The sequence below is a fragment of the Massilia norwichensis genome (assembly GCF_024753245.1).
Lineage (GTDB): Bacteria > Pseudomonadota > Gammaproteobacteria > Burkholderiales > Burkholderiaceae_D > Telluria > Telluria norwichensis.
In genome coordinates this window covers 169,269-194,992 of sequence record NZ_JANUGX010000006.1, presented here as the reverse complement: position 1 = coordinate 194,992, position 25,724 = coordinate 169,269, and the positions used below count along the sequence as shown (strand labels likewise).

27 protein-coding genes are annotated in these 25,724 nt (G+C 64.8%); 16 read left to right on the top strand and 11 right to left on the bottom strand.

Going from position 1 to position 25,724, the window contains the following annotated elements:
- Window positions 1–67: 67 nt before the first annotated feature.
- The 3 genes from NX782_RS07735 to NX782_RS07725 are packed head-to-tail and all read right to left on the bottom strand — an operon-like array spanning window position 68 to window position 4,797.
- Window positions 68–271: an addiction module protein gene (locus tag NX782_RS07735; protein ID WP_258844861.1), complete on the bottom strand. Its 204-nt coding sequence runs from the start codon at window positions 269–271 to the stop codon at window positions 68–70.
- 46 nt (window positions 272–317) lie between these two features.
- Window positions 318–3,899 carry an ABC transporter permease/M1 family aminopeptidase gene (locus tag NX782_RS07730; protein ID WP_258844860.1) on the bottom strand — a complete coding sequence of 1,194 codons (3,582 nt, stop codon included), beginning with the start codon at window positions 3,897–3,899 and terminating at the stop codon, window positions 318–320.
- 4 nt (window positions 3,900–3,903) lie between these two features.
- A complete protein-coding gene (locus tag NX782_RS07725; protein ID WP_258844859.1) occupies window positions 3,904–4,797 on the bottom strand; it encodes an ABC transporter ATP-binding protein in 894 nt (297 codons plus the stop codon).
- Between the two features lie 213 nt (window positions 4,798–5,010).
- Between NX782_RS07725 and NX782_RS07720 the strand changes: the two genes are divergently transcribed.
- Window positions 5,011–5,445 carry a hypothetical protein gene (locus NX782_RS07720; RefSeq protein WP_258844858.1) on the top strand — a complete coding sequence of 145 codons (435 nt, stop codon included), beginning with the start codon at window positions 5,011–5,013 and terminating at the stop codon, window positions 5,443–5,445.
- Between the two features lie 7 nt (window positions 5,446–5,452).
- The gene (coq7, locus tag NX782_RS07715) at window positions 5,453–6,100 is read left to right on the top strand and encodes a 2-polyprenyl-3-methyl-6-methoxy-1,4-benzoquinone monooxygenase (RefSeq protein WP_258844857.1); all 648 of its coding nucleotides are present in this window, start codon (window positions 5,453–5,455) and stop codon (window positions 6,098–6,100) included.
- An 86-nt stretch (window positions 6,101–6,186) separates the two neighbouring features.
- Here the strand turns inward: coq7 and NX782_RS07710 are convergent, their stop codons facing one another.
- The 4 genes from NX782_RS07710 to NX782_RS07695 are packed head-to-tail and all read right to left on the bottom strand — an operon-like array spanning window position 6,187 to window position 10,041.
- Window positions 6,187–6,609, bottom strand: a complete 423-nt coding sequence (locus NX782_RS07710; RefSeq protein ID WP_258844856.1) for an OsmC family protein — start codon at window positions 6,607–6,609, stop codon at window positions 6,187–6,189.
- A 46-nt stretch (window positions 6,610–6,655) separates the two neighbouring features.
- Window positions 6,656–7,852 carry an ABC transporter permease gene (locus NX782_RS07705; protein ID WP_258844855.1) on the bottom strand — a complete coding sequence of 399 codons (1,197 nt, stop codon included), beginning with the start codon at window positions 7,850–7,852 and terminating at the stop codon, window positions 6,656–6,658.
- A complete protein-coding gene (locus NX782_RS07700; protein ID WP_258844854.1) occupies window positions 7,849–8,583 on the bottom strand; it encodes an ABC transporter ATP-binding protein in 735 nt (244 codons plus the stop codon). The genes NX782_RS07705 and NX782_RS07700 overlap by 4 nt, the downstream gene beginning before the upstream one ends.
- Window positions 8,584–8,595: 12 nt before the next feature.
- Entirely contained in the window at window positions 8,596–10,041 is a 1,446-nt protein-coding gene (locus NX782_RS07695) for an alpha/beta fold hydrolase (protein WP_258844853.1), read from the bottom strand.
- A gap of 291 nt (window positions 10,042–10,332) precedes the next feature.
- On the opposite strand from NX782_RS07695, the gene rplM reads away from it, so the two are divergent.
- Together rplM and rpsI are read left to right on the top strand one after the other, a co-directional pair.
- Window positions 10,333–10,761 (top strand): 50S ribosomal protein L13, encoded by a 429-nt coding sequence (rplM, locus tag NX782_RS07690; RefSeq protein WP_258844852.1) that lies wholly within the window; start codon window positions 10,333–10,335, stop codon window positions 10,759–10,761.
- A 9-nt stretch (window positions 10,762–10,770) separates the two neighbouring features.
- On the top strand, window positions 10,771–11,163 hold the full coding sequence (gene rpsI / locus NX782_RS07685) for a 30S ribosomal protein S9 (RefSeq protein WP_028102305.1): 393 nt from the start codon (window positions 10,771–10,773) through the stop codon (window positions 11,161–11,163).
- A gap of 175 nt (window positions 11,164–11,338) precedes the next feature.
- Here rpsI and NX782_RS07680 read toward each other — a convergent pair whose 3' ends face one another.
- The gene (locus NX782_RS07680; protein ID WP_258844851.1) at window positions 11,339–12,340 is read right to left on the bottom strand and encodes an SDR family oxidoreductase; all 1,002 of its coding nucleotides are present in this window, start codon (window positions 12,338–12,340) and stop codon (window positions 11,339–11,341) included.
- 132 nt (window positions 12,341–12,472) lie between these two features.
- Here NX782_RS07680 and argC point away from each other — a divergent pair, with 132 nt between their 5' ends.
- The 3 genes from argC to erpA all read left to right on the top strand — a co-directional run bounded on the left by argC (window position 12,473) and on the right by erpA (window position 14,496).
- Window positions 12,473–13,510, top strand: a complete 1,038-nt coding sequence (gene argC / locus NX782_RS07675; RefSeq protein ID WP_258844850.1) for an N-acetyl-gamma-glutamyl-phosphate reductase — start codon at window positions 12,473–12,475, stop codon at window positions 13,508–13,510.
- Between the two features lie 140 nt (window positions 13,511–13,650).
- On the top strand, window positions 13,651–14,064 hold the full coding sequence (locus tag NX782_RS07670; RefSeq protein ID WP_258844849.1) for a bactofilin family protein: 414 nt from the start codon (window positions 13,651–13,653) through the stop codon (window positions 14,062–14,064).
- Window positions 14,065–14,118: 54 nt separating this feature from the next.
- On the top strand, window positions 14,119–14,496 hold the full coding sequence (gene erpA, locus NX782_RS07665; RefSeq protein ID WP_230020263.1) for an iron-sulfur cluster insertion protein ErpA: 378 nt from the start codon (window positions 14,119–14,121) through the stop codon (window positions 14,494–14,496).
- 83 nt (window positions 14,497–14,579) lie between these two features.
- Here erpA and NX782_RS07660 read toward each other — a convergent pair whose 3' ends face one another.
- The 3 genes from NX782_RS07660 to NX782_RS07650 form a co-directional block, all read right to left on the bottom strand.
- Window positions 14,580–15,215: an NAD(P)H-dependent oxidoreductase gene (locus NX782_RS07660; RefSeq protein WP_258844848.1), complete on the bottom strand. Its 636-nt coding sequence runs from the start codon at window positions 15,213–15,215 to the stop codon at window positions 14,580–14,582.
- Between the two features lie 66 nt (window positions 15,216–15,281).
- On the bottom strand, window positions 15,282–16,385 hold the full coding sequence (locus NX782_RS07655) for an anhydro-N-acetylmuramic acid kinase (protein ID WP_258844847.1): 1,104 nt from the start codon (window positions 16,383–16,385) through the stop codon (window positions 15,282–15,284).
- A gap of 76 nt (window positions 16,386–16,461) precedes the next feature.
- Window positions 16,462–17,823: a peptidoglycan DD-metalloendopeptidase family protein gene (locus NX782_RS07650; RefSeq protein WP_258844846.1), complete on the bottom strand. Its 1,362-nt coding sequence runs from the start codon at window positions 17,821–17,823 to the stop codon at window positions 16,462–16,464.
- A 168-nt stretch (window positions 17,824–17,991) separates the two neighbouring features.
- Between NX782_RS07650 and tyrS the strand changes: the two genes are divergently transcribed.
- From tyrS to ruvA, 9 genes are all read left to right on the top strand, one after another.
- On the top strand, window positions 17,992–19,269 hold the full coding sequence (tyrS, locus tag NX782_RS07645) for a tyrosine--tRNA ligase (RefSeq protein ID WP_258844845.1): 1,278 nt from the start codon (window positions 17,992–17,994) through the stop codon (window positions 19,267–19,269).
- Window positions 19,266–19,724 carry a D-aminoacyl-tRNA deacylase gene (gene dtd, locus NX782_RS07640; protein ID WP_258844844.1) on the top strand — a complete coding sequence of 153 codons (459 nt, stop codon included), beginning with the start codon at window positions 19,266–19,268 and terminating at the stop codon, window positions 19,722–19,724. Before tyrS ends, dtd begins: the two co-directional genes overlap by 4 nt.
- A 61-nt stretch (window positions 19,725–19,785) precedes the next feature.
- The gene (locus tag NX782_RS07635; protein WP_258844843.1) at window positions 19,786–20,454 is read left to right on the top strand and encodes a YbhB/YbcL family Raf kinase inhibitor-like protein; all 669 of its coding nucleotides are present in this window, start codon (window positions 19,786–19,788) and stop codon (window positions 20,452–20,454) included.
- 11 nt (window positions 20,455–20,465) lie between these two features.
- On the top strand, window positions 20,466–21,104 hold the full coding sequence (locus NX782_RS07630; RefSeq protein ID WP_258844842.1) for a histidine phosphatase family protein: 639 nt from the start codon (window positions 20,466–20,468) through the stop codon (window positions 21,102–21,104).
- A 129-nt stretch (window positions 21,105–21,233) separates the two neighbouring features.
- The gene (dusB, locus tag NX782_RS07625) at window positions 21,234–22,259 is read left to right on the top strand and encodes a tRNA dihydrouridine synthase DusB (RefSeq protein ID WP_258844841.1); all 1,026 of its coding nucleotides are present in this window, start codon (window positions 21,234–21,236) and stop codon (window positions 22,257–22,259) included.
- 200 nt (window positions 22,260–22,459) lie between these two features.
- Complete coding sequence (locus NX782_RS07620) at window positions 22,460–22,693, top strand: helix-turn-helix domain-containing protein (RefSeq protein WP_056447956.1); 234 nt, start codon at window positions 22,460–22,462, stop codon at window positions 22,691–22,693.
- Between the two features lie 96 nt (window positions 22,694–22,789).
- Window positions 22,790–24,376, top strand: a complete 1,587-nt coding sequence (gene purH / locus NX782_RS07615) for a bifunctional phosphoribosylaminoimidazolecarboxamide formyltransferase/IMP cyclohydrolase (RefSeq protein WP_258844840.1) — start codon at window positions 22,790–22,792, stop codon at window positions 24,374–24,376.
- A gap of 166 nt (window positions 24,377–24,542) precedes the next feature.
- On the top strand, window positions 24,543–25,085 hold the full coding sequence (ruvC, locus tag NX782_RS07610) for a crossover junction endodeoxyribonuclease RuvC (protein ID WP_258844839.1): 543 nt from the start codon (window positions 24,543–24,545) through the stop codon (window positions 25,083–25,085).
- Window positions 25,086–25,106: 21 nt separating this feature from the next.
- Window positions 25,107–25,685 carry a Holliday junction branch migration protein RuvA gene (gene ruvA, locus NX782_RS07605; protein ID WP_258844838.1) on the top strand — a complete coding sequence of 193 codons (579 nt, stop codon included), beginning with the start codon at window positions 25,107–25,109 and terminating at the stop codon, window positions 25,683–25,685.
- Window positions 25,686–25,724: the final 39 nt, after the last annotated feature.

Genomic DNA, 25,724 nt, shown 5'->3' with positions numbered 1-25,724 from the left:
AAAAAAAAACCGCGAATCGCTTCGCGGTTTTTTTATGCCTGCCGCACCGGGCGGCATCGGCAAAAACTTATTCCTGCCAATCCTGCAAAGCCCGGATCGCCGCCTCGCCATTGCGGATCGCTTTCACGCGGCGCACGATCTCGGCGCGGTAGGCTTCTTCGGCATCCGGCTCCGCTTCATCGCGGTCGGTCAGCAGCAGTTGCATGAGCAGATGCTTGTCGGCAGCAGACAATTGCTGGATCTCGGCAGCGAGTTCGGTGACAGTGGACATCGGGGTGCTCCTAGCAGGAAATTGTGACCAAATAATAACGTGAACTTTAAGGCATGTCGATGGGTACCATATTATCCGTTGGTTTCCTGTCGATCAGCTTATTGTCGGGGTCGATGCCGGCGCGTGCAGGGCGGCCGTCGACCACCAGCGTGACGGTTTGCGCACGGCGTTCCACCAGGCGCCGCTCGCGTGCCAAGGGGTTGCCGTTCTCGTCGTCGACGCCGAATTCGATCCAGTCCTTCAGCGGCACCTCGCGTTCTTCGCCCAGTTCGCCGGCGCGCATCTTGCCGGCGTTGGCGCGGATCGTCACCTCGAATTTGCCGTCGGCGCGGCGGCGTGCGCTGGCGCTGTCGGCGCGGTTCTCGTACAGGACGATGGACTCGAACAGGTCGTCGATCAGGTAAGCCTTGTCGGGCGGGGTGATCGCGCGCAGCTTGTCGACCAGGGTGCCGACGGTCGGGTAGGGCGGTCCGCGGAAGGCGTTTTCCTGCAGCAGCTGCCGCAGCGCGCCGTTGACCGGCTCCTCGCCCACCAGGTCCTGCAGCAGGTACATCGCCAGGCTGCCCTTGCGGTAGTGGATGTAGGGCTGGTCCTCGTTCTGCGCCAGCGGCAGCTCCTTGCGGGGCTCCGTCGCGCGGCCCATCAGGTAGGCATCGAGGTCGTAGCGCAGGAAGCGCCGCATCTTGCTGGAACCGAAGCTGCGCTTCATCGTCATCAGCGCGGTGTACTCGGCCAGGCTTTCGGACAGCACGGTGGCGCCGCGGCTGTCGGCGCCGATCAGCTGGTGCGCCCACCACTGGTGCCCGACCTCGTGCGCGGTGATGTAGTACGGGTAATCGATGTCCTTGCGCGATTCCGGATCGACCTTGGCGATGAAGCCGGCGCTTTCGGAAAACGCGATCACGCCCGGCGCCGCCTGCGCATAGGACGCATAGCGCGGGAACTCGGCGATGCGCAATTCGCGGTGCTGGTAGGGGCCGAACTGCTTGCTGCCGTATGCCAGCGCGGCCTTGGCGCCGCGGATCATGCGGTCGACATTGAAGTCGTGCCCCGGCTGGTAGTAGACGTCGATCGTCACGTCCTGCCAGCGGTCGTGCCGCACTTCGTAGCGCGCCGACTGGAAGGTATAGAAGTTCAGGATCGGCTTGTCCATCCGGTAGTGGAAGTAGTGGCGGCCCTTGGCCATCCACTCGCTGTCCAGGGTGCCCGGCGCCACCGCGATCTGGTCCAGGGAGGTGGACACCACGGCGTCGAAGCGGATCCAGTCGGCGTCGCTGCCGAGGTAGTTGTTGGCGCGCGCGCCGGCGTCCTCGCGCGCCGCCATGCGCTCTTTCGCGGCCAGGCCGTGGCGCTTGCGGTCGCGGTCGTCCTGCAGTTCGTTGCGGCGCTGGTAGCCGATGTGGGGCAGGATGTCGTTGCTGAAGAAGGTGCCGTTGGCCACCACCGCCGTGTCGCGGCCGAGGCCCAGCACGCCGCCGGGCGCATCTTCGAGCTCGAATTCGAGGGCGATGCGGCTGCCCGGCGCCATCGGCGTGGCCAGCGCGTAGCGGTAGAAGCCGCGCTCGGCGTCGGCTTCCAGTAAGCGCACCGGCTGCGAGAAGCGCGGACGCAGTACCGGGCCCGGACGCTGGCTCAGGAACAGTTCCTGGATAGGCGCGCCGCTGCGGTTCTCCAGTTGGTAGGCACCCTTGATCTTGAGAGTGCGCGTGGCCGGCATGATGTCGACCTGCAGGTTGACGTCGCTGATGCGCGGCTGCGGCAACTTGGCGTAGCCGCGGTAGCGCAGTTCGTATTCGGCGCGCAGGCGGTCCCTGGTCCAGGCCGACTGGTAAGCGCCGACGTACTCCAGGTTGTACCAGAGGAGCAGCCCGCTGCCGAGGAACAGCAGCGAACCCAGGCCGAAGGCGCCCAGCACGCCCGGACTCAGGCGCTGGCGCGCCAGCCGCAGCCGGTCCTTGAAGCTGTCGGCCACGCCGCGCGGCCACAGCACCAGCGCCAGCGCCAGCAGCACCAGCGCCGCGCCGCCCCAGTACAGCAGCAGCGTGCGTTGCAGCGGCAGGTAATGGCCGAAGCCGTTCATCGCCGAATAGGTCACGTCGGGCAGGGCGCCGTACAGCAGCATCGGGTGGTCCAGGCCGAGCGTGCTCAGGGCGATGCTGGCCACGTAATACAGCACCAGCACGAAGTAGCCAAGGTATTTGTGGTTGAGGATGGCCTGCACCGCGATCGCCAGCGCCGCGACCAGCACATACTTCGGCAGCAGCACGCCGAACAGCGTGAACAGATACAGGCCGGGCTCCAGCGCCACATAGCCGCGGAACAGCTGGATCAGCATCCCGCACACCATCGCCACCAGCAGCAGCACGGCCTGCAGGCCGACCAGGGCCAGGGTCTTGGCCGCCAGCGGCAGCCAGCTCGGCACCGGCAGCGCGTCCAGCATCAGCGACATGCGCGCTTCGCGCTCGCGCCAGACCATCTCGCCGGCATAGAAGGTGGTGACGATCAGCAGGAACAGCGCGAACACGTCGCGGATCAGTTCCAGCACCATGTAGGTGAGCGGATAGGTTTTGGTGCCGAACACGGCGCCAAGGTCGAGCGCGCTGACCGCCAGCACCAGCACGCCGGCCAGCGCGATCACGGCAAAATAGATGTTCTTGACCGATTCGCGCAGGTCGAGCCAGGCCGATTTCAGCAGCAGGAAGCTGAGGCGGCGCGCCACGAAGTCCGGCGCCTCCCTGGTGTCGGCGGCCGGCTGGCTGGTGCTTGCCGCGGTCTCGCCTTCGCCGCGAGCGGCCGCGCGCCGGGCCATGGGGCTGGACACGAAGCTGAAGCGCCAGTAGCCGAGCAGCAGCACGACCAGCGAGAAGGCCGACCAGATCAGGCGGTTCGCCAGGTAGACGCCTTCGAAGGGGACCAGGCGCGCATTGCGTTCGGCGATGGTCCAGTACTCCGTCAGGCGGATCAGGGCGGTGGTGCCGAAGGGGTCGATCAGCGCCGCCAGCGTCTTGTAATCGAGGTCGCGCGCCAGCGAGGGCGCCACCAGGTAGCCGATCATCATCACCACGCCGGCCACATACACCGGCAGCATGCGCCGCGTGAGGGCCGCCAGCACGTAGAAGATGGCGCCGAAGATGAACAGGTTCGGCAGCAGGGTCAGGAAATAGGGTTCCAGGTAGGCCAGGGCCTTGAAGGCGCCGATGCGCGACGGGTCGACCGCCGGCAGCAGGGCGCCCAGCAGGCTGCCCAGCACGATCGAGGCATACACCACGGCCATGGTCGCCAGCGCGCCCAGGAAGCGTCCGAACACGTAGGCGTATTTCGGGATCGGCGCGCTGAAGAAGAAGTGATGGGTCTCGTATTCGAAGTCCTGCTGCACCGAACGCCCCATCATCGCGGCTGCCACCACGATGCCGAAGCAGCCGAGCAGCGCCGAGGACAGCGCCACCTGGCGCGGCCCGTTGACCAGCACCCGGCCGCCGAAGGAGATCGTGATGTCCTTGAAGGCGCCGCCGGCGGCGGCCACCCACAGCATCGCCAGCGCCAGGAAGGAGAAGAAGTAGATCCAGGTCGACAGGAGCTTCAGGCGTTGCCGTGCTTCGAACAGCGCGATGGCGTAGAGCGCGCGCATGGAATCAGCAGTTCCCGGCTTGCGCGTTGTGGCGGCCGGCGATGGTGGCGAAATAGACGTCGTCGAGGGTCGGGTGCACCGGCTCGAAATCGTCGCCCGGGTAACGCTCGGCATACACGTGGATCATCGGCCGTCCGCTCAGCAGGCGGGTCGAGATGACGGTGTGGCGCTTCTGGAAGGCCAGCAGTTCCGGCTTGCTGACGAAGCGCGCCCAGATCTTCCCCTCGATGCCTTCGATGAGCCTGGCCGGCTCGCCGCACAGCAGCACGTGCCCCTTGTTGATGATGGCCATGTTGGCGCACAGGTCGGCGACGTCGGACACGATGTGGGTCGACAGGATCACGGTCTTGTCCTGGCCGATGTCGGACAGCAGGTTATGGAAGCGCACCCGTTCCTGCGGGTCGAGGCCGGCGGTCGGCTCGTCGACGATGATCAGCTGCGGGTCGCCCAGCAGGGCCTGGGCGATGCCGAAGCGCTGCTTCATGCCGCCCGAGAAGGTGCCGAGGCGCTGGTCGCGCACTTCGAACAGGTTGGTCTGCTGCAGCAGGCCGTCGACGACTTCGCGCCGCCGCGCCCGGTTCGCCAGGCCTTTCAACTGCGCGAAATGATCGAGCAGCTCATAAGCGCTCACTTTCGGGTAGACGCCGAAATCCTGCGGCAGGTAGCCGAGCAGGCGGCGCACTTCGTCCTTTTCGTCGAGGACGTCGATATCGTCCAGGAACACCGAGCCGGCATCGCATTCCTGCAGCGTGGCCAGAATCCGCATCAGGGTCGATTTGCCGGCGCCGTTCGGCCCGAGCAGGCCGAACATCCCGGGCGGGATGCGCAGCGTGACCCCGTCCAGCGCCACCACGCCATTGGCGTAGGTTTTGGACAGGTTGCGGATTTCTAGTTCCATAGTGGGAATCTGCGTACTTTGATGACAGTTGCATTGTATTAAAAACGAGCGGCAGGGACATCGCCCATGCGACACACGGCAGTTTCACTGGTCCAGAGTGCGCAAATGCGGGACCAGGAAGCAGCGAAAACAGCATCCCAGCATACGGCAGTGAAAAAATCCTGTCCAGTTTGACAACTTCCTTTCCCTGCCGCGATGGGGCAAAATGACTTCATGGATACGATCAACAAGGACAAGATCCTGGCCGTCACGCGCCAGGGCCGTACGCGCGTCGAGGCGACCGACTGGTTCCGCGTCGCCACCGGGCTGTACTACCTTGCCGGTTTGATGACCAAGGAGGCGATCGACTTCGCGAAGGTCGACCGCGAATACAACCGCTTCATCTACCAGAGCATCGGCGGCGGCCACACCATCACCAGCATCCTGCAGTTCCTGAGCGGCGAGAAGGTGCTGCCGACGCTGCAGTCGGCGCGCTTCATGGCGGTGTTCGGCGAAACCTGTACCGAAGTGCCGGCCGATTCGATTCCCTTCCTGCTGGAGCTGAACCTGGGCGTGGCGAAGAACATCTCGAAGCTGGAGGTGGCGGGGCCGGTGCACGAGTGGCTGCAGCGTCAGAAGGGCGAGGGCAAAGCCGACGAAGGCTTATAATATCGCTATGGATAATCTGACCCGTGCCATCAACCCTCTCGACAATCTGATCGCCGGCTTCGACCGCGCCCTGCGCGTGGTCGGCGGCGTTGCCAAGGCCTCGCGTCCGAACCCCGGCGCGCTGGCCCACGACTGCGAACTGAACGACCAGGAAGCGCGCCACAGCGCGGGCCTGATGCGCGTGAACCACGTCGGCGAAGTCTGCGCCCAGGCGCTGTACGACTCGCAGGCGCGCTACGCCAGCAGCCCGGCGATGCGCGCGCAGTTCGTGCAGGCCGGCCGCGAAGAGGAAGACCACCTGGCCTGGACCGCCGAGCGCCTGGCCGAACTGGGCTCCCAGCCCAGCCTCCTGAATCCGCTGTGGTATGCCGGCGCCTACGCGCTGGGCACCGTGGCCGCGCGCATGGGCGATCCGCAGAGCCTGGGCTTCGTGGTCGAGACCGAGCGCCAGGTGGAAGCCCACCTGAACAGCCACCTCGACCAGTTGCCGCCGCAGGACGGCAAGTCGCGCGCCATCGTCGAGCAGATGCGCGTCGACGAGATCGAGCACGGATCGAAGGCGCAGGCGATGGGGGCGGCCGAGATGCCGCTGCCGGTGCGCATGGCGATGCGGGCGATGGCCAAGGTGATGACCACCACCGCGTATTACATTTGAATTGATTGGATATGCACGTGGGCACGGGGTGCCCACCCTACAGCTACGGTGCATGGTAGGGTGGGCACCCCGTGCCCACGTTCAGTTTACGCTTCGACGATTTCGAACGAGTGCGTGATCTCGGCCGTCTTGGCCAGCATGATCGAAGCCGAGCAGTACTTGTCGTGCGACAGGTTGACGGCCCGCTCCACGGCCGCCGGCTTCAGGTTGCGGCCGCTGACGATGAAGTGGAAGTGGATCTTCGTGAAGACCTTCGGGTCGGTGTCGGCGCGGTCCGCCTTCAGGGTAACGTCGCAGCCGCGCACGTCTTCGCGGCCGCGCTTCAGGATCAGCACCACGTCATAGGCGGTGCAGCCGCCGGTACCCAATAACACCATCTCCATCGGACGCGGCGCCAGGTTGTGGCCGCCGCCTTCCGGGGCGCCATCCATGCTGACCATGTGACCCGAGCCGGTTTCGGCCCGGAAGCTCATCCCGGACGGGCCGTTCCAGCTGACTTTGACTTCCATTGCATTCTCCGTTGCGTGCGTTACGTAAAGGCGTCCATTCTAAAGCTTACACGGACAGCACGTAGCGCTCGCTCTTCATGCGCCAGCTGGCAAAGCCGACCGCCACCAGCGCGCCCAGCGCCGAGCAGGCGAAGGTCAGCACGAAGGGCAGGGCGCCGACCTCGCCGCCCTTGGCCATTTCGCGCAACAGGGTCTGGTTCGACAGCATCGGCACCAGGTACATCCAGGTCGCCGTCTTCAGTTCCATCATCGACACCACCACACCCGGAATCAGGGGCACCAGCATCACGAAACTCAGCACGCTCTGCGCTTCCTTGAAGGACTTGGCGTTCATCGCCAGCGCCACCTGCAGGCCGGCCGCGAACAGGCACAAGGGGATGCTGGCGAGGCAGACCAGCGCCAGGTCGACCCAGCTCAGGCTCCAGGACATGCCGATCTCCTCCAGCGGCAGCCAGGACAGGATCGCATGCGCCAGCGCCAGCTCGAGCAGCAGGCCAGTCACCGCCAGGAAGGCCGCGGTCAGCCACTTGCCGACCACCAGTTCCCAGGCCCGGATCGGCTGCGCCATCAGCACTTCCATCGAACGGCGTTCGCGCTCGCCGGCGGTGCTGTCGACGGCGGTCGACATGCCGCAGATGAAGACCGGCAGGAACAGCACCCCGAGGATGCTGCCGATCAGGAGCGCCGAGCGCGAGGCGTTGGTGCCGGTGTCGAAGCGCTGCACCTGGATCGGCGCCAGCGTGGCCGGCGAGACCCCGTGCGCCAGCAGGCGCGCGCTGGCGACGTTGGCGCCGTAGGCTTCCAGCACGTCCTCGACGTCGCGGCGGCGCTTGCCGTTTTCATCGGCCGAGTCGTACCACAGCTCGATGCGCGCCGGGCGCATCGCCGCGTAGTTGTCGGTAAATTTGTCGGACAGGCGCAGCACGGCCGGGTAGGTGCGGGCCTGCAGCAGGGCGGTAATGGCGGCTTCGTCGAGCGGGCCAGGATCCTTGACGGTGATGTTGCGCTGCCTGAGCTGCGAGATCAGGGTCGGTGCCTTGCTGGCGCCGATCACCGCGATCTCGATGCCGTCGCGCTCCGGCTTGGTGGCGCGCGTGATCTCCTGGTTCAGCAGGTAGCCGAGCATCACCGGGTACATCAGCGTGAACAGGGCCAGCAGGCCGAGGGTGCGTTTTTCGCGCAGGGTCTCGCGCAGCTCTTTCAGGAACACGATCAGGAACTTGGGTTTCATGGTCGAACTCATGCGGCGATTCCTTCCTCGGTGCCGACCAGGCTGACGAAGGCGTCTTCCAGGTTGGCGATGCCGGTGCGCCGGCACAGGTCTTCGGGCGAGCCCTGGGCCACGGTATGGCCCTTGGCGATGACGATCACGTCGTCGCACAGGTGGGTCACTTCCTGCATCACGTGGGTCGCCATGATCACGCAGCAGCCCTCGGCGCGCAGCGTCGACAGGGCGTGGCGCAGCGCGCGCGTGCTCATCACGTCGAGGCCGCGGCTCGGCTCGTCCAGCAGCAGGTGGCGCGGGCGGTGCAGCAGCGTGCGCGCCAGCGCGACCTTGATGCGCTGGCCCTGCGAGAAGCCCTTGGCGCGCCGCTCCAGGATGTCCTCCATCTGCAGCAGCCCCGCGACTTCGTCGATGCGCCGGCGCAGCGCTGCGCTCTCCATGCCGTTCAGCTCACCGAAATAAGTCAGGTATTCGCGCGTGCTGAGACGCTCGTAGAGCCCGAACTGGTCGGTCAGGAAGCCGATGTTGCGGCGTACCGCCAGCGGATCCTTTTCGGGGTCGACGCCATCGATGGCGATGCTGCCGTGGTCGCGCCTGAGCAGGCCGACGAGGGTGCGCAGCAGGGTGGTCTTGCCGGCACCGTTGGGGCCGAGCAGGGCGGTGATCTGGCCGTCGCGCGCCGAAAAACTGACGCCGCCGAGCGCCTGCACGGGGCCGAACTGTTTGCGTACTTCCTGGACTTCTATCATGGCGGACTCGATTCAGGGTTGCGGCCCGGCGCTGCCGAGCTGGAAGGTCGGGGCCGGGATCTCGGACAGGCACTTGGCCTCGAGCGGGATGGCGGGGCGGTCGAGGAAATCGCGCAGCAGGCGCGGCGCGCAGCCCAGTTGCGAGACACCGTGGCCGGCGTTCGCCACCACGAACTGCTGGGCTTTGGGCATGTGGCGCGCGGCGGCTTCGGCGCGGCGCGGCGGCGTGACGGGATCGAGCGCGCCGGACAGCAGCAGCGCCGGCGCCTGGATGGCGGTCGGCTCGGCGTAGGGCACGGCCGGCACGTTCAAGGTCTTGCACAGGCCGGGGATGCGGTCGGCCAGCGGACGCGTGAGCTTCGATGCGTCGTCCTTCATCAGCGCCGGCGTCATGCGCGGCACGTCCTCGGCGCAGACCACGGCCAGGTACAGCAGGGTGGCGGTGGAGGCATCGCTGGCGAAGTCGCCGGCGATGTTGTGGCGCGCGATGAAGGGTTCCCAGCGGCCCTGGTAAGCGCTGTGCAGCAGGAAGGGCAGGCGCCGCGCATCGGCCGGCGAATACAGGATGTTGTGCACGGTGCCGAGGAAGCGCGGGCCGGTCATCGTGAAGCTCACCGGCTGCGCCGTGCGCGGGTCGACGATGGTCAGCTTCTGGCCGGCTTCGGCGCGCGCCGCCAGGGCATCGAATTCGGCGCGCAGGTTGGGATAGGCCTTGCGGCAGGCGGCATCGGATTCGCACTGGGCGAACAGCTTGTCGAGCGCGGCCTGGCCGTCGCGCCCGCCGGCCGGAATCACCTGGTCGGGCGCGGTAACGCCGTCCAGCACCAGGCTGCGCACGCTGTCCGGGAAGGCGCGCGCATAGGCCTGGCCGAGGCGGGTGCCGTAGGAACCGCCCCAGACGTTGACCTTGCCGTAGCCGAGCGCGCGGCGCACCTGTTCGACGTCGCGCGCTGCGACCGCCGTGGTGTAGACGCTGAACGGAACCGTTTTCTTGCCGATGCAGCGGCGCAGCTCGGCCTCGATCTCGGCGTCGCTCATCATCTCTTCGTTGGGCGGCGACTCGCAATCGAGCTTGCCCGACAGGCCGGTGCCGCGCTGGTCGATGAAGACGATGTCGCGGGTGGCGCGCACGCGCTTGAAGGCGGCCGAGAGCAGGGGCAGCACGTCGCTGCCGGCCTGGCCCGGGCCGCCCGCCAGCACGAACAGCGGGTCGGGGCGCGCCGATTCGCGGAAGGCCGGGGCCACGGTCACGTGCAGCTTCAGGCTGGCGCTATCCGGTTTGGCGTAGTCGAGCGGTACAGAAACGGACAGGCAGCGCAGGGATTCTTCGGCACCCGGCAGATGACAACTGCGGGCCGCCGATGCCTTGCCGGCCGGCGCGGCGGCAGCCGGTCCGGGGAGCGCGGCGCTTGACGCCATCAAGGCGAACAGGGCGGGCAGGATGGTACGGATTTTCACGGCGTCTCCTCTTCGATGTTGACCATAGTAATTTGCTATTCTTTTTTAGGTCAATCAAAAAGTTGCAAAAATGCATTAATTCCCGAGTCTAGGCGAGTGCGCAAGGAAGGGCTTGCGTTGCCTCTAATGCTGACTGTGGGGTATGCGCCAAGGCTGACTTGACTGGGGAGGCTCAGATCAGCTATGATCGTGGGCTTTCCATTTGCTCAGGAAAAGACAACAAGGCCGAGTCCGCAGTCGTTCTTGCGGAACCACCATTTGAGCATTTACACCTATATATAGGAAGTCAACATGAAAACTTTTTCCGCTAAGGGCCATGAAGTCCAGCGCGATTGGTACGTGATTGACGCGACGGACAAAGTCCTCGGACGTGTTGCCAGCGAAGTGGCACGCCGACTGCGCGGCAAACACAAGCCAGAATTCACTCCGCACGTCGACACCGGTGACTTTATCGTCGTCGTCAATGCAGGCAAGCTGCGCGTGACCGGCACCAAGGCCACCCAGAAGACCTACTACCGTCACTCGGGCTACCCGGGCGGTATCTACGAAACCAACTTCCTGAAAATGCAACAGCGCTTCCCGGGCCGTGCCCTGGAAAAGGCTGTCAAAGGCATGCTGCCGAAGGGCCCGCTGGGCTACGCCATGATCAAGAAGCTGAAGGTCTATGCGGAAGGCACCCACCCGCACGCCGCCCAGCAACCGCAAGCACTCGATTTCTAAGGAACTGACATGATCGGTAACTACAATTACGGCACCGGCCGTCGCAAGAGTGCAGTCGCCCGCGTGTTCATCAAAGCTGGCACCGGCCAGATCATCGTGAACGGCAAACCGGCCGCCGAGTACTTCTCGCGCGAAACCGGCCTGATGGTCATCCGTCAGCCGCTGGAACTGACCGGCAACGTCGAGCGTTTCGACATCAAAGTCAACGTGCATGGCGGCGGCGAGTCCGGCCAGGCAGGTGCAGTGCGCCACGGCATCACCCGTGCACTGATCGACTACGACGCAGGCCTGAAGGGCGACCTGGCACGTGCCGGTTTCGTCACCCGTGACGCCCGTGAAGTCGAGCGTAAGAAAGTTGGTCTGCGCAAAGCACGTCGCGCAAAGCAATTCTCGAAGCGTTAATCAGCTTCACCTCCTGGATCTGCAGCGCCCTGTGCGCTGCTGCCAGACAAAAAGCCGCCCGCTGCAAAGCCGGCGGCTTTTTTGTTTTTCATCAAACCGGGGTCAGACACCGATTTTTGGAAATGTCCTATGGGCTGTTTCCAGAATTCGGTGTCTGACCCCGGTTTAATTTTTGTCAGCGCTTGCGGCGGGCCAGCAGGAAGAGGCTGGCGCCCAGTGCCGCCCACAGCATGCCTTTGCGGTGCGGGTAGTATTCCAGGTGGCGGGTGTACCAGCTGGACTGGAGCGCTTCCTTGCCCCAGTGGCCGTGGGCCGAGCCGGTGCCGCGGCTGGGCTCGAACAGGTTGTCGATGCCGTCGTCGGGCCGGTTTTCCTTCTGCAGCCGGAAGGCCGCGCCGCGCGCCACCATCAGGCGGTCGACCAGCGAAGGGCTGAGCTTGTTCAGGAAGATGCCCGCCGCCGCCTGCGCGCCCACGACGATGTTGCGGCGCCGGTGCTCGGCCGCGAACAGGATGGCGTCGGCCACCACTTCCGGCGCATAGATCGGCGGAATCGGTCGCGATTGCCCGCCGAGCTTGGAGCGCGCATTCAGGAACAGGGGCGTGTCGATGAAGCCGGGCTGGATCAGCGTCACATTGATCGGCATGTTCTCGTGCATGAGCTCCATCCGCAGGCTGTCCGTGAAGCCGGCGACCGCGTGCTTGGAGGCCACGTAGGCCGCGTGCAGCGGCACCGCCCGGCTCGACGCTGCCGAACCCATGTTGATGATGGTCCCGCTGCGCTGGCGCCGCATCACGCCGAGCGCTGCCTTCATGCCGTGTACCTGGCCCATCAGGTTGACCTGGATGATGCGGCCGATCTCCTCGACCGTCATGTCTTCGACCGACGCGTGCTCGTTGATGCCGGCGTCGTTCAGCCAGGTGTCGATACGGCCGAAGCGTTCGACCGCCTCGTCGGCCAGGCGCTGGACCTGGTCCCACTCGGCAACGTCGGTCACGAGCACATGTGCCTGCCCGCCGCCCGCTTCGATCTCCTGCGCCAGCGTTTCCAGCGCCTCCAGATTGCGCGCGGCCAGCACCACGCGCGCACCGCGTTTGCCGAAAGCGAGAGCGCTCGCCCTGCCGATCCCGCTGGACGCGCCCGTCACGACCACTACCTGTTCTGCAATCGGCTTCATCGATCCTCCTTGGCTTGTGCGTTGCAACAGATGCTAGCATTGCCGCGTCTGCTGCCGCGCCGCCTTGCCACGCCGGCCGCGGCAGGCTGTTAAAATGACAGTCCGCACGCACTTATTTACGAAGGAAAGAACATGATCAAAGTTGGCATCGTTGGTGGTACCGGTTACACGGGCGTCGAGTTGCTGCGCCTGCTGTCGGCCCATCCCGAGGTGCAGCTGACCGCCATCACCTCGCGCAAGGAAGACGGCCTGCCGGTGGCAGACATGTTCCCGTCGCTGCGCGGCCACGTCGACCTGGCCTTCTCGAGCCCGGACAAGGCCGACCTGACCCAATGCGACGTGGTGTTCTTCGCCACCCCGCACGGTGTCGCCATGGCCCAGGCACCGGCCCTGCTGGCCGCCGGCGTCAAGGTCATCGACCTGGCCGCCGACTTCCGCCTGAAGGACCGCGCCGCGTTCGAGAAGTGGTACAAGATGGAGCACAGCGCGCCCGAGCTGATCGCGGAAGCGGTGTACGGCCTGCCGGAACTGAACCGCGAAGACATCAAAAAGGCGCGCCTGATCGCCAATCCGGGCTGCTACCCGACCACCATGCAGCTGGGCTTCTACCCGCTGCTGAAGGCGGGCCTGATCGATGCCGGCAACCTGATCGCCGACAGCAAGTCGGGCGTGTCCGGCGCTGGCCGCAAAGCCGAGATCGGCACCCTGTTCTCGGAAGCGAGCGACAATTTCAAGGCCTACGGCGTGGCCGGCCACCGCCACACCCCGGAAACCTCGGCCCAGCTGCAGCGCTACACCGACCAGAAAGTCGGCCTGATCTTCACCCCGCACTTGGTGCCGATGATCCGCGGCATGCACTCGACCCTGTACGCGCGCCTGACCCGCGACATCGACAATGCCGCCCTGCAGGCCCTGTTCGAAGACGCCTACCGCGACGAGCCCTTCGTCGACGTGATGCCTTTCGGCTCGCACCCGGAAACCCGCTCGACCCGCGGTTCGAACATGCTGCGCATCGCCGTGCACCGTCCGGACGGCGGCGATACCGTCGTGATCCTGGTGGTGCAGGACAACCTGGTGAAGGGCGCCGCCGGCCAGGCCGTGCAGTGCATGAACCTGATGTTCGGCGTGCCGGAAAACATGGGCCTGAACCAGGTCGCGCTGCTGCCGTAATGGCAACAAGCGGCGGCCATGGCCGCCGCCCCTCGCAAGCTTGGCGACAAGATGCAGATCAAGGCAGTAGGTGTTGAGCACGGTAAATTGACCGTTGCACTGCCGCGCTTGGCAGCTTGCCATTTTGCGAGGGGACTACCATGTTCGGTCGTAATGCAAAAAGCGAAATCGATAGCCTGATCGGCATTTCCGCCCGTATCGAAGGCGACCTGGTATTCACCGGCGGCCTGCGCATCGACGGCGAGGTGCATGGCAACGTGATTGCCGGCAGCGATGCCGACAGCGTCCTGATCGTCTCCGAACATGCCCGCATCGAGGGCGAGGTGCGTTGCGCCAACCTGGTTGTCAACGGCTATATCGCCGGCACGGTCCGGTCGACGGAACTGCTTGAATTACAGCCGAAAGGCCGCATACATGGGGATGTCCATTACCGCCTGCTGGAAATGCACGGCGGCGCCCTGGTGACCGGCAAGCTGACCCACGAGGCCGCGCCGGTCCAGGCCGCCGAGCCGGTGTTTCATTTAGGTGTAACGGCGGAGGGGGCGTCAGCATGACTGGCGCCAACCGTCTATAATGGACGAAATCCGAATTCAATCAGGAGTTTATCCATGACCGCAATCGCCGAATTGCATCGCTCGCAAGAGCAGGACGCCATGCCGTCGCCCATCAACTTTACCGACAGCGCCGCGCAGAAGGTCGCCCAGCTGATCGAGGAAGAAGGCAATCCCGACCTGAAACTGCGCGTCTTCGTGCAGGGTGGCGGCTGCTCGGGCTTCCAGTACGGTTTCACCTTCGACGAGATCATGAACGACGACGATACCGCGATGGAAAAGAATGGCGTCACCCTGCTGATCGACTCGATGAGCTACCAGTACCTGGTCGGCGCAGAGATCGACTACAAGGACGACCTCGAAGGCGCCCAGTTCGTCATCAAGAACCCGAACGCCACCTCGACCTGCGGCTGCGGTTCGTCGTTCTCGGCGTAAGCGTCCGCTTCGGGCATCAAAAAAGCCGCCTCGGCATTGCCGGGCGGCTTTTTTGTTTTCGCGAAGTCCTTAGTTCACTTCGCTCAGTTCAGCTCGGTTACGAACTGCTCGAGCGGACGGCGCACCTTCGGCAGGTTGACCAGCCAGTCCTGCTCGGCCTTGCGGTAGCCCAGCGGCAGCATCACCACGCTGCGCAGGTGGCGCTCGCGCAGCTTCAGGATGCCATCGACGGCGGCCGGGTCGAAGCCTTCCATCGGGGTCGCGTCGACGCCCTCGAACGCGGCCGCGATGACGGCTGCGCCGAAGCCGATATAGGCCTGGCGCGCTGCGTGCTCGAAGTTCACCTGCTCGCCGCGGCCCGGATAGGTCGACAGCAGCTGCTGGCGATACGCTTCCCAACCTTCGTTGCGGAAGCCGCGCACTTCATTGGTCAGGTCGAACATGTGGTTGATGCGTTCGGGCGTGTAGTCGTCCCAGGCGGCGAACACCAGCAGGTGCGAGGCGTCCGTGACCTGGGCCTGGTTCCACGCCACTTCGCGGATCTGCGCGCGCAGGGCCGGGTTCTTGACGACCAGGATTTCATAGGGCTGCAGGCCGGAAGAGGTCGGCGCCAGACGGGCTGCCTCGATGATGCGGTCGATCTTGTCCTGTGCGACCGGCAGGGTCGGGTCCATCGCCTTGGTGGCATAGCGCCATTGCAGTTTGTTCAGTAATTCCACTTTGCTCTCGTTAATCATAAAGGGGGAGAGCATTGTATGTGATCTCCATAATTCTTTCAGGGCACCTCAAGCCGGATACAGCGCGCCGAGCACGCGCAAGCCGGCCGCGCCCGTCACCGCCGGCAGATTGCCCGGCCGGCGCCGCGTGAACTGGTAGCCCAGCCAGGCGAAGGCCAGGGCCTCGACCCGGTTCGGCGCCACGCCCAGTTCCTCGGTCGACTTCACCGGAATCGCGCCGCCCAGCGCAGCGGCGATATCCTTCAGCAGCACGCTGTTGTAGGCACCGCCGCCGCAGACGTAGACGGCCTGCGCCGGCTGGCCGGCGGTCGCGTCCCGGATCGCCTGCGCGATCGACACCGCCGTCAGCCTTGTCAGCGTTGCCTGCACGTCGGCCGGCGCCAGGTCGGGGCGCTGGGCCAGTTTCCCGGCCAGCCATTCCGCATGGAACAGGTCGCGGCCCGTGCTCTTGGGCGGCGGCTGGCGGAAATAGGGCTCGTCGAGCAGGATGCCCAGCAATGGCTCGTCGACCTTGCCGGACGCGGCGAAGGCGCCATCCTCGTCGTAGGCCTTGCCAGTGTGGCGCGCAACCCATAAATCCATCAGCACATTGCCCGGACCGGTGTCGTAACCGCTCACGCGGCCGTCGCCGTGCAGCACGCTGATATTGCCGATGCCGCCGATGTTCACCACCACCCGCACCGTCTTCGGCTTGCCGAAGCGGGCTTCGTGAAACGCCGGCACCAGCGGCGCGCCCTGGCCGCCGGCCGCGATGTCGCGCGTGCGGAAATCGGCGATCACGTCGACGCCGGTCAGCTCGGCCAGCAGGGCCGGATTATTCGTCTGGCGCGTAAAACCGAGCTCGGGGCGGTGGCGGATGGTCTGGCCGTGCACGGCGACCGCGCGTACCGGGCCGGGTGCCTGGGCCAGCAGCTGCTGGACGCAATCGGCATAGCAGCGCGCCAGCGCGTTCGCGGCAAGCGCTTCGCGCTCCAGTTCGTTCTCGCTGGCAGCCTGCAAGGCCATCAGTTCGGTACGCAGATCGGCAGGGAAGGGCGTGAAGGCAGCCTGCAGCGTGCGGATGCCGCGGCCGGAGAAATCGGCGAGCACGCCGTCGACGCCGTCCAGGCTGGTGCCGGACATCAGGCCGATATAGAGAGTGGAAGCGGGCATTTTTGTAGTGGAAAAGAAAAACGCCTTGCACTCTGCAGTGCAAGGCGTCTCATTCTATCTGCAATCGGGCTGAATCTTAACGGGCAGCCATGGCGTTGCCGGCCGGGTTCAGCAGCGAGAAGCGGTGCGACATCTCGGTCGCGGCCATGCGGAAGCGCGACAGTTCGCCGGAGGTCAGCGGTTGCGCCTGCAGGTTCTTCTGCGACATCGGGTCGATGGCCTTGCCGCCGATACGGAATTCGTAATGCAGGTGCGGGCCGGTGGCCCAGCCGGTGGCGCCGACGTAGCCGATGATGTCGCCCTGGTGGACTTTCTGGCCCTTGCGCATGCCGCTGGCGAAGCGGCTCATGTGGCCGTAGGCGGTGCTGTAGTTGGACCAGTGCTTGAGCACGACCATGTTGCCGTAGCCATTCGACACGCCGGCGAAGTCGACGGTGCCGTCGCCGGCGGCGCGGATCGGGGTGCCCAGCGGGGCAGCCATGTCGATGCCCTTGTGGGCCTTCCAGACGTTGAACACCGGGTGCACGCGCATCGAGAAGCCCGAGGAGATGCGGGTGAAGGCCACCGGCGACTTCAGGAAGGCTTTCTTCAGCGACTTGCCGTCCAGGCTGTAGTAGCCGCCCTGGCGGGTTTGCGGGTCTTCGTACCAGACCGACTGGTAGGCCACGCCGCGGTTGACGAATTCGCCGGCCAGCACGCGGCCGGTGCGGACCATTTCGCCATCCTGCCAGAAGGTTTCGTACACAACGTTGAAACGGTCGCCGCGCTTCAGGTCGCCGCGGAAGTCGATGCTGGTCGAGAACATCTCGATGATCTGGTTGACCACCGAATCCGGGATCTGGCCGCCGTCGACGCTGGCGTCGGTGGCTGCGTACAGCGAGGTGCTGATTTCGCGCGAACGCATTTCGACACGGCGCTCGAGCTCGGCCGGTGCCTTGGCGACGACGAATTTTTCGCCCTTGCGCGTCACGGTGACGGTGTTGAATTCGTCCTTGCTGACCGGGATGGTGGCGCGCAGCGTCAGCAGCAGGCCGTTCTCGTCGGTTTCAGCCTGGATGCGCTTGCCGGTCTTGAGGCTCAGGATGCTGCGTGCCAGCTTGTCGCTGCGCACGAAAGCGGCAGCCTGCTGGTCGTCGATGCCGAGGCGGGTGAACACGGAACCGAGTGAGTCGCCCGGGCGGATGCGTTCTTCCTTGATGAATTGTTGCTGGTCTTGCTGCAAGGCCGCGATCTGGTCAGCCAGGTTCGGCAGTTGCAGGTCTTGTGCGATGGACTTGACAGGAATGTCGGCAGCGTCCGGGGCGATCGGGGCAACTGCGGTTGCACCGAAGGCACACAGTGCCAGGGCAGCGGCGCCCCCCGCAACGATGCGGGTTTTACGGCTCGTCTCAAGCAGACCGAACCAGCGCTTACCGGTGATTTTCTGTAATGGGTTCATGCAATCAGTTAAAATTTACCGCTTCACTGTCCCAAGACGACGCTTTTTCTTTTTGTTTTCTTACTTGTTGTCGTTGAAACTTTTCATGCGGCAAGATTGACGGGATCGCGAATTATATCAAAATACGGGGTCCTACAACCGTTTTAGCCATATTCCTACAAGAATTTTATGACTTCTGCTGAGCTTTCTGGTAATGCAAAAAATGCAACTTCCGCCGGGGCCGCGGCTCTTCCCTTGAGCGAGGCCGTCCAGGAAGCCCTTGCGATCACCAAACGCGGTGTCGACGAGCTGCTGATCGAGAGCGAGTTCGCGCAGAAACTGGCGCGCTCCGAAAAGAGCGGCAAGCCGCTGCGCATCAAGCTTGGCCTCGATCCGACCGCGCCCGACCTGCACCTGGGCCACACCGTGGTGCTGAACAAACTGCGCCAGCTGCAGGACCTGGGCCACCAGGTGATCTTCCTGATCGGCGACTTCACCTCGATGATCGGCGACCCGTCGGGCCGCAACGTGACCCGTCCGCCGCTGACCCGCGAGCAGATCGAGACCAATGCCCAGACCTATTTCAAGCAGGCCTCGCTCGTACTCGACCCCTCGCGCACCGAGATTCGCTACAACTCCGAATGGTGCGACCCGCTGGGCGCGCGCGGCATGATCCAGCTGGCCTCGCGCTACACGGTGGCACGCATGATGGAGCGCGACGACTTCACCAAACGCTACAAGAGTGGGACTCCGATTTCGGTCCACGAGTTCCTTTATCCGCTGATGCAAGGCTATGATTCGGTCGCTTTGCACGCAGACCTTGAGCTAGGTGGAACGGACCAAAAATTCAACCTGCTTGTTGGTCGTGAACTACAGAAAGATTATGGCCAGGAGCCGCAGTGCATCCTGACCATGCCGCTGCTCGAGGGCCTGGACGGCGTCGAGAAGATGTCGAAATCCAAGAACAACTACATCGGCATCACCGAGCCGGCCAACACCATGTTCGGCAAGCTGATGAGCATCTCGGACGTGATGATGTGGAAGTACTACGAACTGCTGTCCTTCCGCTCGCTGCAGGACCTGGCCGCGCTGCGCGCCGAGGTCGAGGGCGGCAAGAACCCGCGCGATGCCAAGGTCGCGCTGGCCCAGGAGATCGTGGCGCGCTTCCACTCGCAGCAGGCGGCCGAGGACGCGCTGGCCGACTTCGTCAACCGCTCCAAGGGCGGCATCCCGGACGACGTGCCGGAAGTCAGCCTGTCCGGCGCGCCGCTGGGCCTGCCCCAGCTGCTGCGCCAGGCCGGCCTGTGCGCCTCGAGCTCGGAAGCGATGCGCATGATCGACCAGGGCGGCGTGCGCATCGACGGCACAGTGGTCTCCGACAAGGCGATGCAGGTCGAGGCCGGCACCTTCGTGCTGCAGGTCGGCAAGCGCAAGTTCGCCCGCGTGACCCTGGCAGCCGGCGCATGATCGGCCTGCTGCAGCGGGTCGGCCAGGCCAGCGTCGTGGTCGACGGCGAGACCATCGGCGCCATCGGGCGCGGCCTGATGGTGCTGGTCTGCGCCGAAAAGGGCGATACCGAGCGCGAGGCGGACGCGCTGCTGACCAAGCTGCTCGGCTACCGCGTATTTTCGGACGAAGCCGGCAAGATGAACCGCAGCATCACGGACGTGGCCGGCGGCCTGCTGCTGGTGCCGCAGTTCACGCTGGCGGCCGACACCCGCTCGGGCACGCGGCCCTCGTTCTCGCCGGCGGCCGCGCCGGAAGACGGGCGGCGCCTGTTCGAGCATGTCGTGCGCCAGGCGCGCGAGCGTCACGGTAAGGTCGAGACCGGCCGCTTCGGCGCGGACATGCAGGTTTCGCTGACGAACGACGGTCCAGTCACTTTCTGGCTTCGTATTGATCCACCCAAGGTATCGAGCTGAAACTGCGGCGCCTGGCGCTGGTCAATGTAAGCAAAGGCCGCAGGTGCGAATGGAGGGGGCGATGAAGATCTGGAGCGATTCCTTTGTCGAGGGCGGCCCGATTCCGCCCCGCTGCGCGTTTGCCGAGATCGAACCCGGCAGCCACATCAGGCTGTCGAGCAACCGCAGTCCCCACCTCGCCTGGGACGAGGTGCCGGCCGGTGCCGAGTCGCTGGTGCTGCTCTGCCACGACATCGACGTGCCGACCGTGGGCACCGACGTCAACCAGGAAGGCCGGACGGTGCCGGACGCGCTGCCGCGCACCGATTTCTATCACTGGTCGCTGGTCGACATCCCGGTGGTGCTGGGCGCTTTTGCCGAAGGCATGTTCTCGGACATGGTGACGCCGGGCGGCAAGAGCGGTCCACTGGTGCCGTTCACGATCAAGAACGGCACCGAGCACCAGCTGCGCCACGGCGTCAACGACTACACCGGCTGGTTTGCCAACGACCCCGACATGGCCGGCGAATACTACGGCTACGATGGCCCCTGTCCGCCCTGGAACGACGAGCGCCTGCACACCTACGTGTTCACGCTGTACGCCCTCGATATCCCGCGCCTGCCGCTCGAAGGGCGCTTCACGGGCAGGGAAGCGAGTCTCGCCATCATGGGCCACATCCTGGACGAAGCCCGCATTTTCGGCGTGTATTCGCTGAACCCGGAAATCGCCGCCACCATCATCGATAAGTAAAAAGCAAAGATTTGAAAATCATCCTGATTCGCCATGGGGAAACCGCATGGAACGCTGAACGCCGCCTGCAAGGCCATCTCGACATCCCCCTCAACGCGGAGGGCGAACGCCAGGCCCGGCTGCTGGCCGGCGCACTCGCCGCCGAACCCATCGACCTGATCGTTTCCAGCGACCTGCAGCGTGCGCGCCAGACCGCCCAGGCCGTCGCCACCTTGCGCGGCATGCCGCTGCAAATCGAGCCCGGCCTGCGCGAGCGCTGCTACGGCGGTTTCGAGGGGTTGCTGTACAGCGAGATCGAGCAGCGCTTCCCGGCCGAGTTCGCAGCCTGGCAGGCGCGCGACGTCGATGCGATTTTGCCAACTGGCAAAAATTGCGGCGAAAGCTTCCGCCAGTTCTACGCCCGCGCCACCACGGCGATCCTCGGCCTGGCGCAGGCGCATGCCGGCCAGACCATCGCCATGGTGGCCCACGGCGGCGTGCTCGAGTGCGCCTACCGGATGGCACTCGACCTGCCGCTGGAAACGCCGCGCGACTTCAAGGTGTTCAATGCCAGCATCAACCGCTTCCACCTGGAAGAGGGCAGGCTGGTGCTCGACAGCTGGGGCGAGGTTGCTCACCTGCAGCCGGCGGTGCTGGATGAGCTGAACTGAGCAGCCGCCAGCCACAAAAGCTGACAGCAGACTATGTCAGATCTGCAACACTAAAAAAGTGTGCTGATAAATTGAGCAGCGCTTCGGGTAAAATAGCGAGTTCCCGATTTTTCTTCTGGTTTTTCTCTCGTGCAAATTGGTCCTTACGCGCTGCGCAATAACGTCTTCGTCGCTCCCATGGCCGGGGTGACCGACCGCCCATTCCGGCAGCTGTGCAAGAAGCTTGGCGCCGGCTATGCGGTATCGGAAATGGCGGCTTCGAATCCACGCCTGTGGGCCAGCGAAAAGAGTGCGCGCCGCACCGATCACGCCGGCGAGATGGAACCGAAGGCGGTGCAGATCGCCGGCGCGGTGCCGGAAGAGCTGGCCGAGTGCGCCAAGTTCAACGTCGACCGCGGCGCCCAGATCATCGACATCAACATGGGCTGCCCGGTCAAGAAAGTCTGCAACAACTGGTGCGGCTCGGCCCTGCTGCAGCACGAAGACCTGGTCCAGCGCATCCTGGAAGCCGTGGTGCGCGCGGTGGACGTGCCGGTCACGCTGAAATTCCGTACCGGCTGGGATCGCCAGAACAAGAACGCGCTCACCATCGCGCGCATGGCCGAGCAGGCCGGCATCGCGATGCTGACCCTGCACGGCCGCACCCGCGCCGACGGCTACAAGGGCGATGCCGAATACGACACCATCGCCGCGGTCAAGGCGGCGGTCTCGATTCCGGTGGTGGCCAACGGCGACATCACGACCCCGGAAAAGGCGAAATTCGTGCTCGACCACACAGGTGCGGACGCGGTCATGATCGGCCGCGCGGCCCAGGGCCGGCCGTGGATCTGCCGCGAGATCGATCACTACCTGCGCACCGGCGAACATCTGCCGGCGCCGCTGGTGGACGAAGTACGCGAGCTGATGAACGAACACCTGCCGGCCCACTATGCCTTCTACGGCGAATACCTGGGCGTGCGCACCGCGCGCAAGCATATCGGCTGGTATGTACAGGACCTGCCCGGCGGCGAGGAATTCCGCCAGCGCATGAACCTGCTGGAATCGACTGCCGAGCAGCTGGCGGCCGTCGATGAATTTTTCAAATCGCAACAGCGGTATGGCGAGCGGTTACAATACCGGCCCGCGCATTCTGATCAAGTCGCGATCGCGGCATAAAAAAGTAACAGGATAATAAGAAATAATCGGAGACAGGGCTGTTTTTAGACAGCGTAACAGTGGCTTCGGGAAACCGTAGCGAGCGGAAGGGATTGTGGCCGAGAAGCGCAGCTGTACACCTGTACAGCGAGCATCGCAGGCCGCAATACCGACGCGCAGCAGGTTTCACGAGCCACCACCACCCAAGGCGAAGTTAGCAGATGAGCAAAGAAAGTATCCAGGAAGTCGTTCAGAAAAGCCTCGAAGATTATTTCAACGACCTGGGCGAGCAAAAACCGTCGAATATCTACGACATGATGCTGCTGACCGTCGAAAAACCGATCCTGCAAGTCGTGATGACGCGTGCCGAAGGCAACCAGTCGCATGCCGCGCAGATGCTGGGCATCAACCGCAATACCTTGCGCAAGAAACTGCAGGAACACGGGCTGCTGTAAGCGCCGGCGGGAGGGCTGGCGTGCGAGCGTGCGCCGGCCTTGTCCGGCGTAGTGAATACTTTGCCCGCACCGATTTTCATCAACAGGCCTCTCTCCATGATCAAACAAGCCCTCATCTCCGTTTCCGATAAAACCGGCGTGCTGGATTTCGCGCGCGCGCTGTCTGCGCTCGGCGTGAACATCCTGTCGACCGGCGGCACTGCCAAGCTGCTGCAGGACAATGGCGTGCCCGTCACCGAAGTTGCCGACTACACCGGTTTCCCGGAAATGCTCGATGGCCGCGTCAAGACCCTGCACCCGAAAGTGCACGGCGGCATCCTGGCGCGTCGCGACTTTCCCGAGCATATCGCCAAGCTGGAAGAGCACGGCATCCCGCAGATCGACATGGTGGTAGTGAACCTGTATCCCTTCCAGGCGACCGTCGCCAAGGAGCAGTGCTCGCTGGAAGATGCGATCGAGAACATCGACATCGGCGGCCCGACCATGCTGCGCTCGGCGGCCAAGAACCACCGCGACGTGGTCGTGATCGTCGACCCGGTCGACTACGGTGTCGTGCTGGCGGAGATGAAAGCCGGTGGCGAGCAGGCTGGCGACGTCAGCTACGACACCAAGTTCCGCCTGGCGAAAAAAGTGTTCGCCCACACCGCGCAGTACGACAGCGCGATCACGAATTACCTGACCAGCCTCGGCGAAGACAAGCAGCACACGACCCGTGCCACCTATCCGCAAACCCTGAACCTGCACTTCGAGAAGGTCCAGGACATGCGTTACGGCGAGAACCCGCACCAGAGCGCCGCTTTCTACCGCGACCTGGCGCCGGCCGCCGGCAGCCTGGCCAACTACCGCCAGCTGCAGGGCAAGGAACTGTCGTACAACAACATCGCCGATGCCGACGCCGCCTGGGAATGCGTCAAGACCATGGGTGGCTTCGAGCAGCCGGCCGGCTGCGTGATCATCAAGCACGCCAATCCCTGCGGCGTGGCGATCGGCGCGGATGCGCTGGACGCCTACCAGCGCGCGCTGAAGACCGACCCGACCTCGGCTTTCGGCGGCATCATCGCCTTCAACGTGCCGGTCGACGGCCGCGCCGCGGAAGCGATTGCGAAACTGTTCGTCGAAGTCGTGATCGCCCCGGTGTTCACGCCGGAAGCGCGCCAGATCATGGCGGCCAAGCAGAACGTGCGCCTGCTGGAAATCGAACTCGGTGACGGTCAGAATTCCTTCGACGTCAAGCGCGTCGGCGGCGGCCTGCTGGTGCAGTCGCCGGACGCGAAAAACGTCGGCCTGGACGACCTGCGCGTGGTCAGCAAGAAGCAGCCGACCCCGCAGCAGATGGCGGACCTGATGTTCGCCTGGCGCGTGGCCAAGTTCGTCAAGTCGAACGCGATCGTGTTCTGCGCCGGCGGCATGACCCTGGGCGTGGGCGCCGGCCAGATGAGCCGCATCGACTCGGCCCGCATCGCCTCGATCAAGGCGCACAACGCCGGTCTGTCGCTGGTCGGTTCGGCGGTGGCCTCGGATGCCTTCTTCCCGTTCCGCGACGGCCTGGACGTGGTGGTCGACGCCGGCGCGACCTGCGTCATCCACCCGGGCGGCTCGATGCGCGACCAGGAAGTGATCGACGCGGCGGACGAGCGTGGCGTGGTGATGCTCTATACTGGTACGCGCCACTTCCGTCATTGATAGTGGATGCAGGGTAGGCGCCGCGAGCCCACGTGCCGACGATATGCGAAGGTCACGCGTGGGCACGGGATGCCCACCCTACGGTCGTGGTGACAAACACGCCACGACCTGTGTTTTTGCACAGTATTTTTCCCACGGAACACGCCAGCCGGTATAACATTCGATAATGATTATTCTCGGCATCGACCCGGGCCTGCGCACGACGGGGTTCGGGGTCATTGAAAAACACGGTCACCGGCTGCGCTACATCGCTTCCGGCACCATCAAGACCGGCACGGAGGGCGCCTTGCCGCCGCGCCTGAAGATCATCCTGGCCGGCGTCAGCGAAGTCGTCGCCACCTACAAGCCCAGCTGCGCGGCCATCGAACGCGTCTTCGTCAACGTCAATCCGCAATCGACCCTGCTGCTGGGTGCCGCGCGCGGCGCCGCCATTGCAGCGCTGGTCGGGGCCGATCTCGAAGTCGGCGAATACACGCCGGCCGAGGTCAAGCAGGCGGTGGTCGGTAGCGGCAAGGCGGTCAAGGCCCAGGTCCAGGAAATGGTGGCGCGCCTGCTCAAGCTGCCCGGCTTGCCCGGCAGCGACGCCGGCGACGCACTCGGCGTTGCGATCTGCCACGCCCACGGCATGGACACGCTGGCGCTGATCGGTGCGCTGTCGCCCGCAAAACCGGCGCTGCACATGCGGCGTGGCCGCCTGGTCTCATCCTGATAACAACATGAAAGGTTCCAGATGATCGGTCGTCTGTCCGGCGTACTGTTGGAAAAAAATCCCCCGCAAGTGCTCGTGGATTGCCAGGGCGTCGGCTATGAGGTCGACGTGCCGATGGGCACTTTCTACAACCTGCCGCACACCGGCGAAAAAGTGGTGCTGTTCACGCACTACGTGGTGCGCGAAGATGCGCACCTGCTGTTCGGCTTCGGTTCGGCCAGCGAGCGCGCCGTGTTCCGCCAGCTGATCAAGATCACCGGCGTCGGCGCCCGCACTGCGCTGTCGATTTTGTCCGGGATGTCGGTGGCCGAGCTGTCGCAGGCCGTGACGCTGCAGGAAGCCGGCCGCCTGGTCAAGGTGCCCGGTATCGGCAAGAAGACCGCCGAGCGCCTGCTGCTGGAACTGAAGGGCAAGCTGGGCGCCGACATCGGCGTGGTCGGCGGCACCGTGCAGGACGACGCCCAGGCAGACGTGCTCAATGCGCTGCTGGCCTTGGGGTATTCTGACAAGGAAGCGCTGGCGGCGATCAAGAACATGCCGGCGGGTACCGGCGTGTCCGAGGGCATTAAATTGGCGCTGAAGTCGCTGTCGAAAGCGTGAAACGTGGGCACGGGGTGCCCACCCTACCGTAGGGCGGGC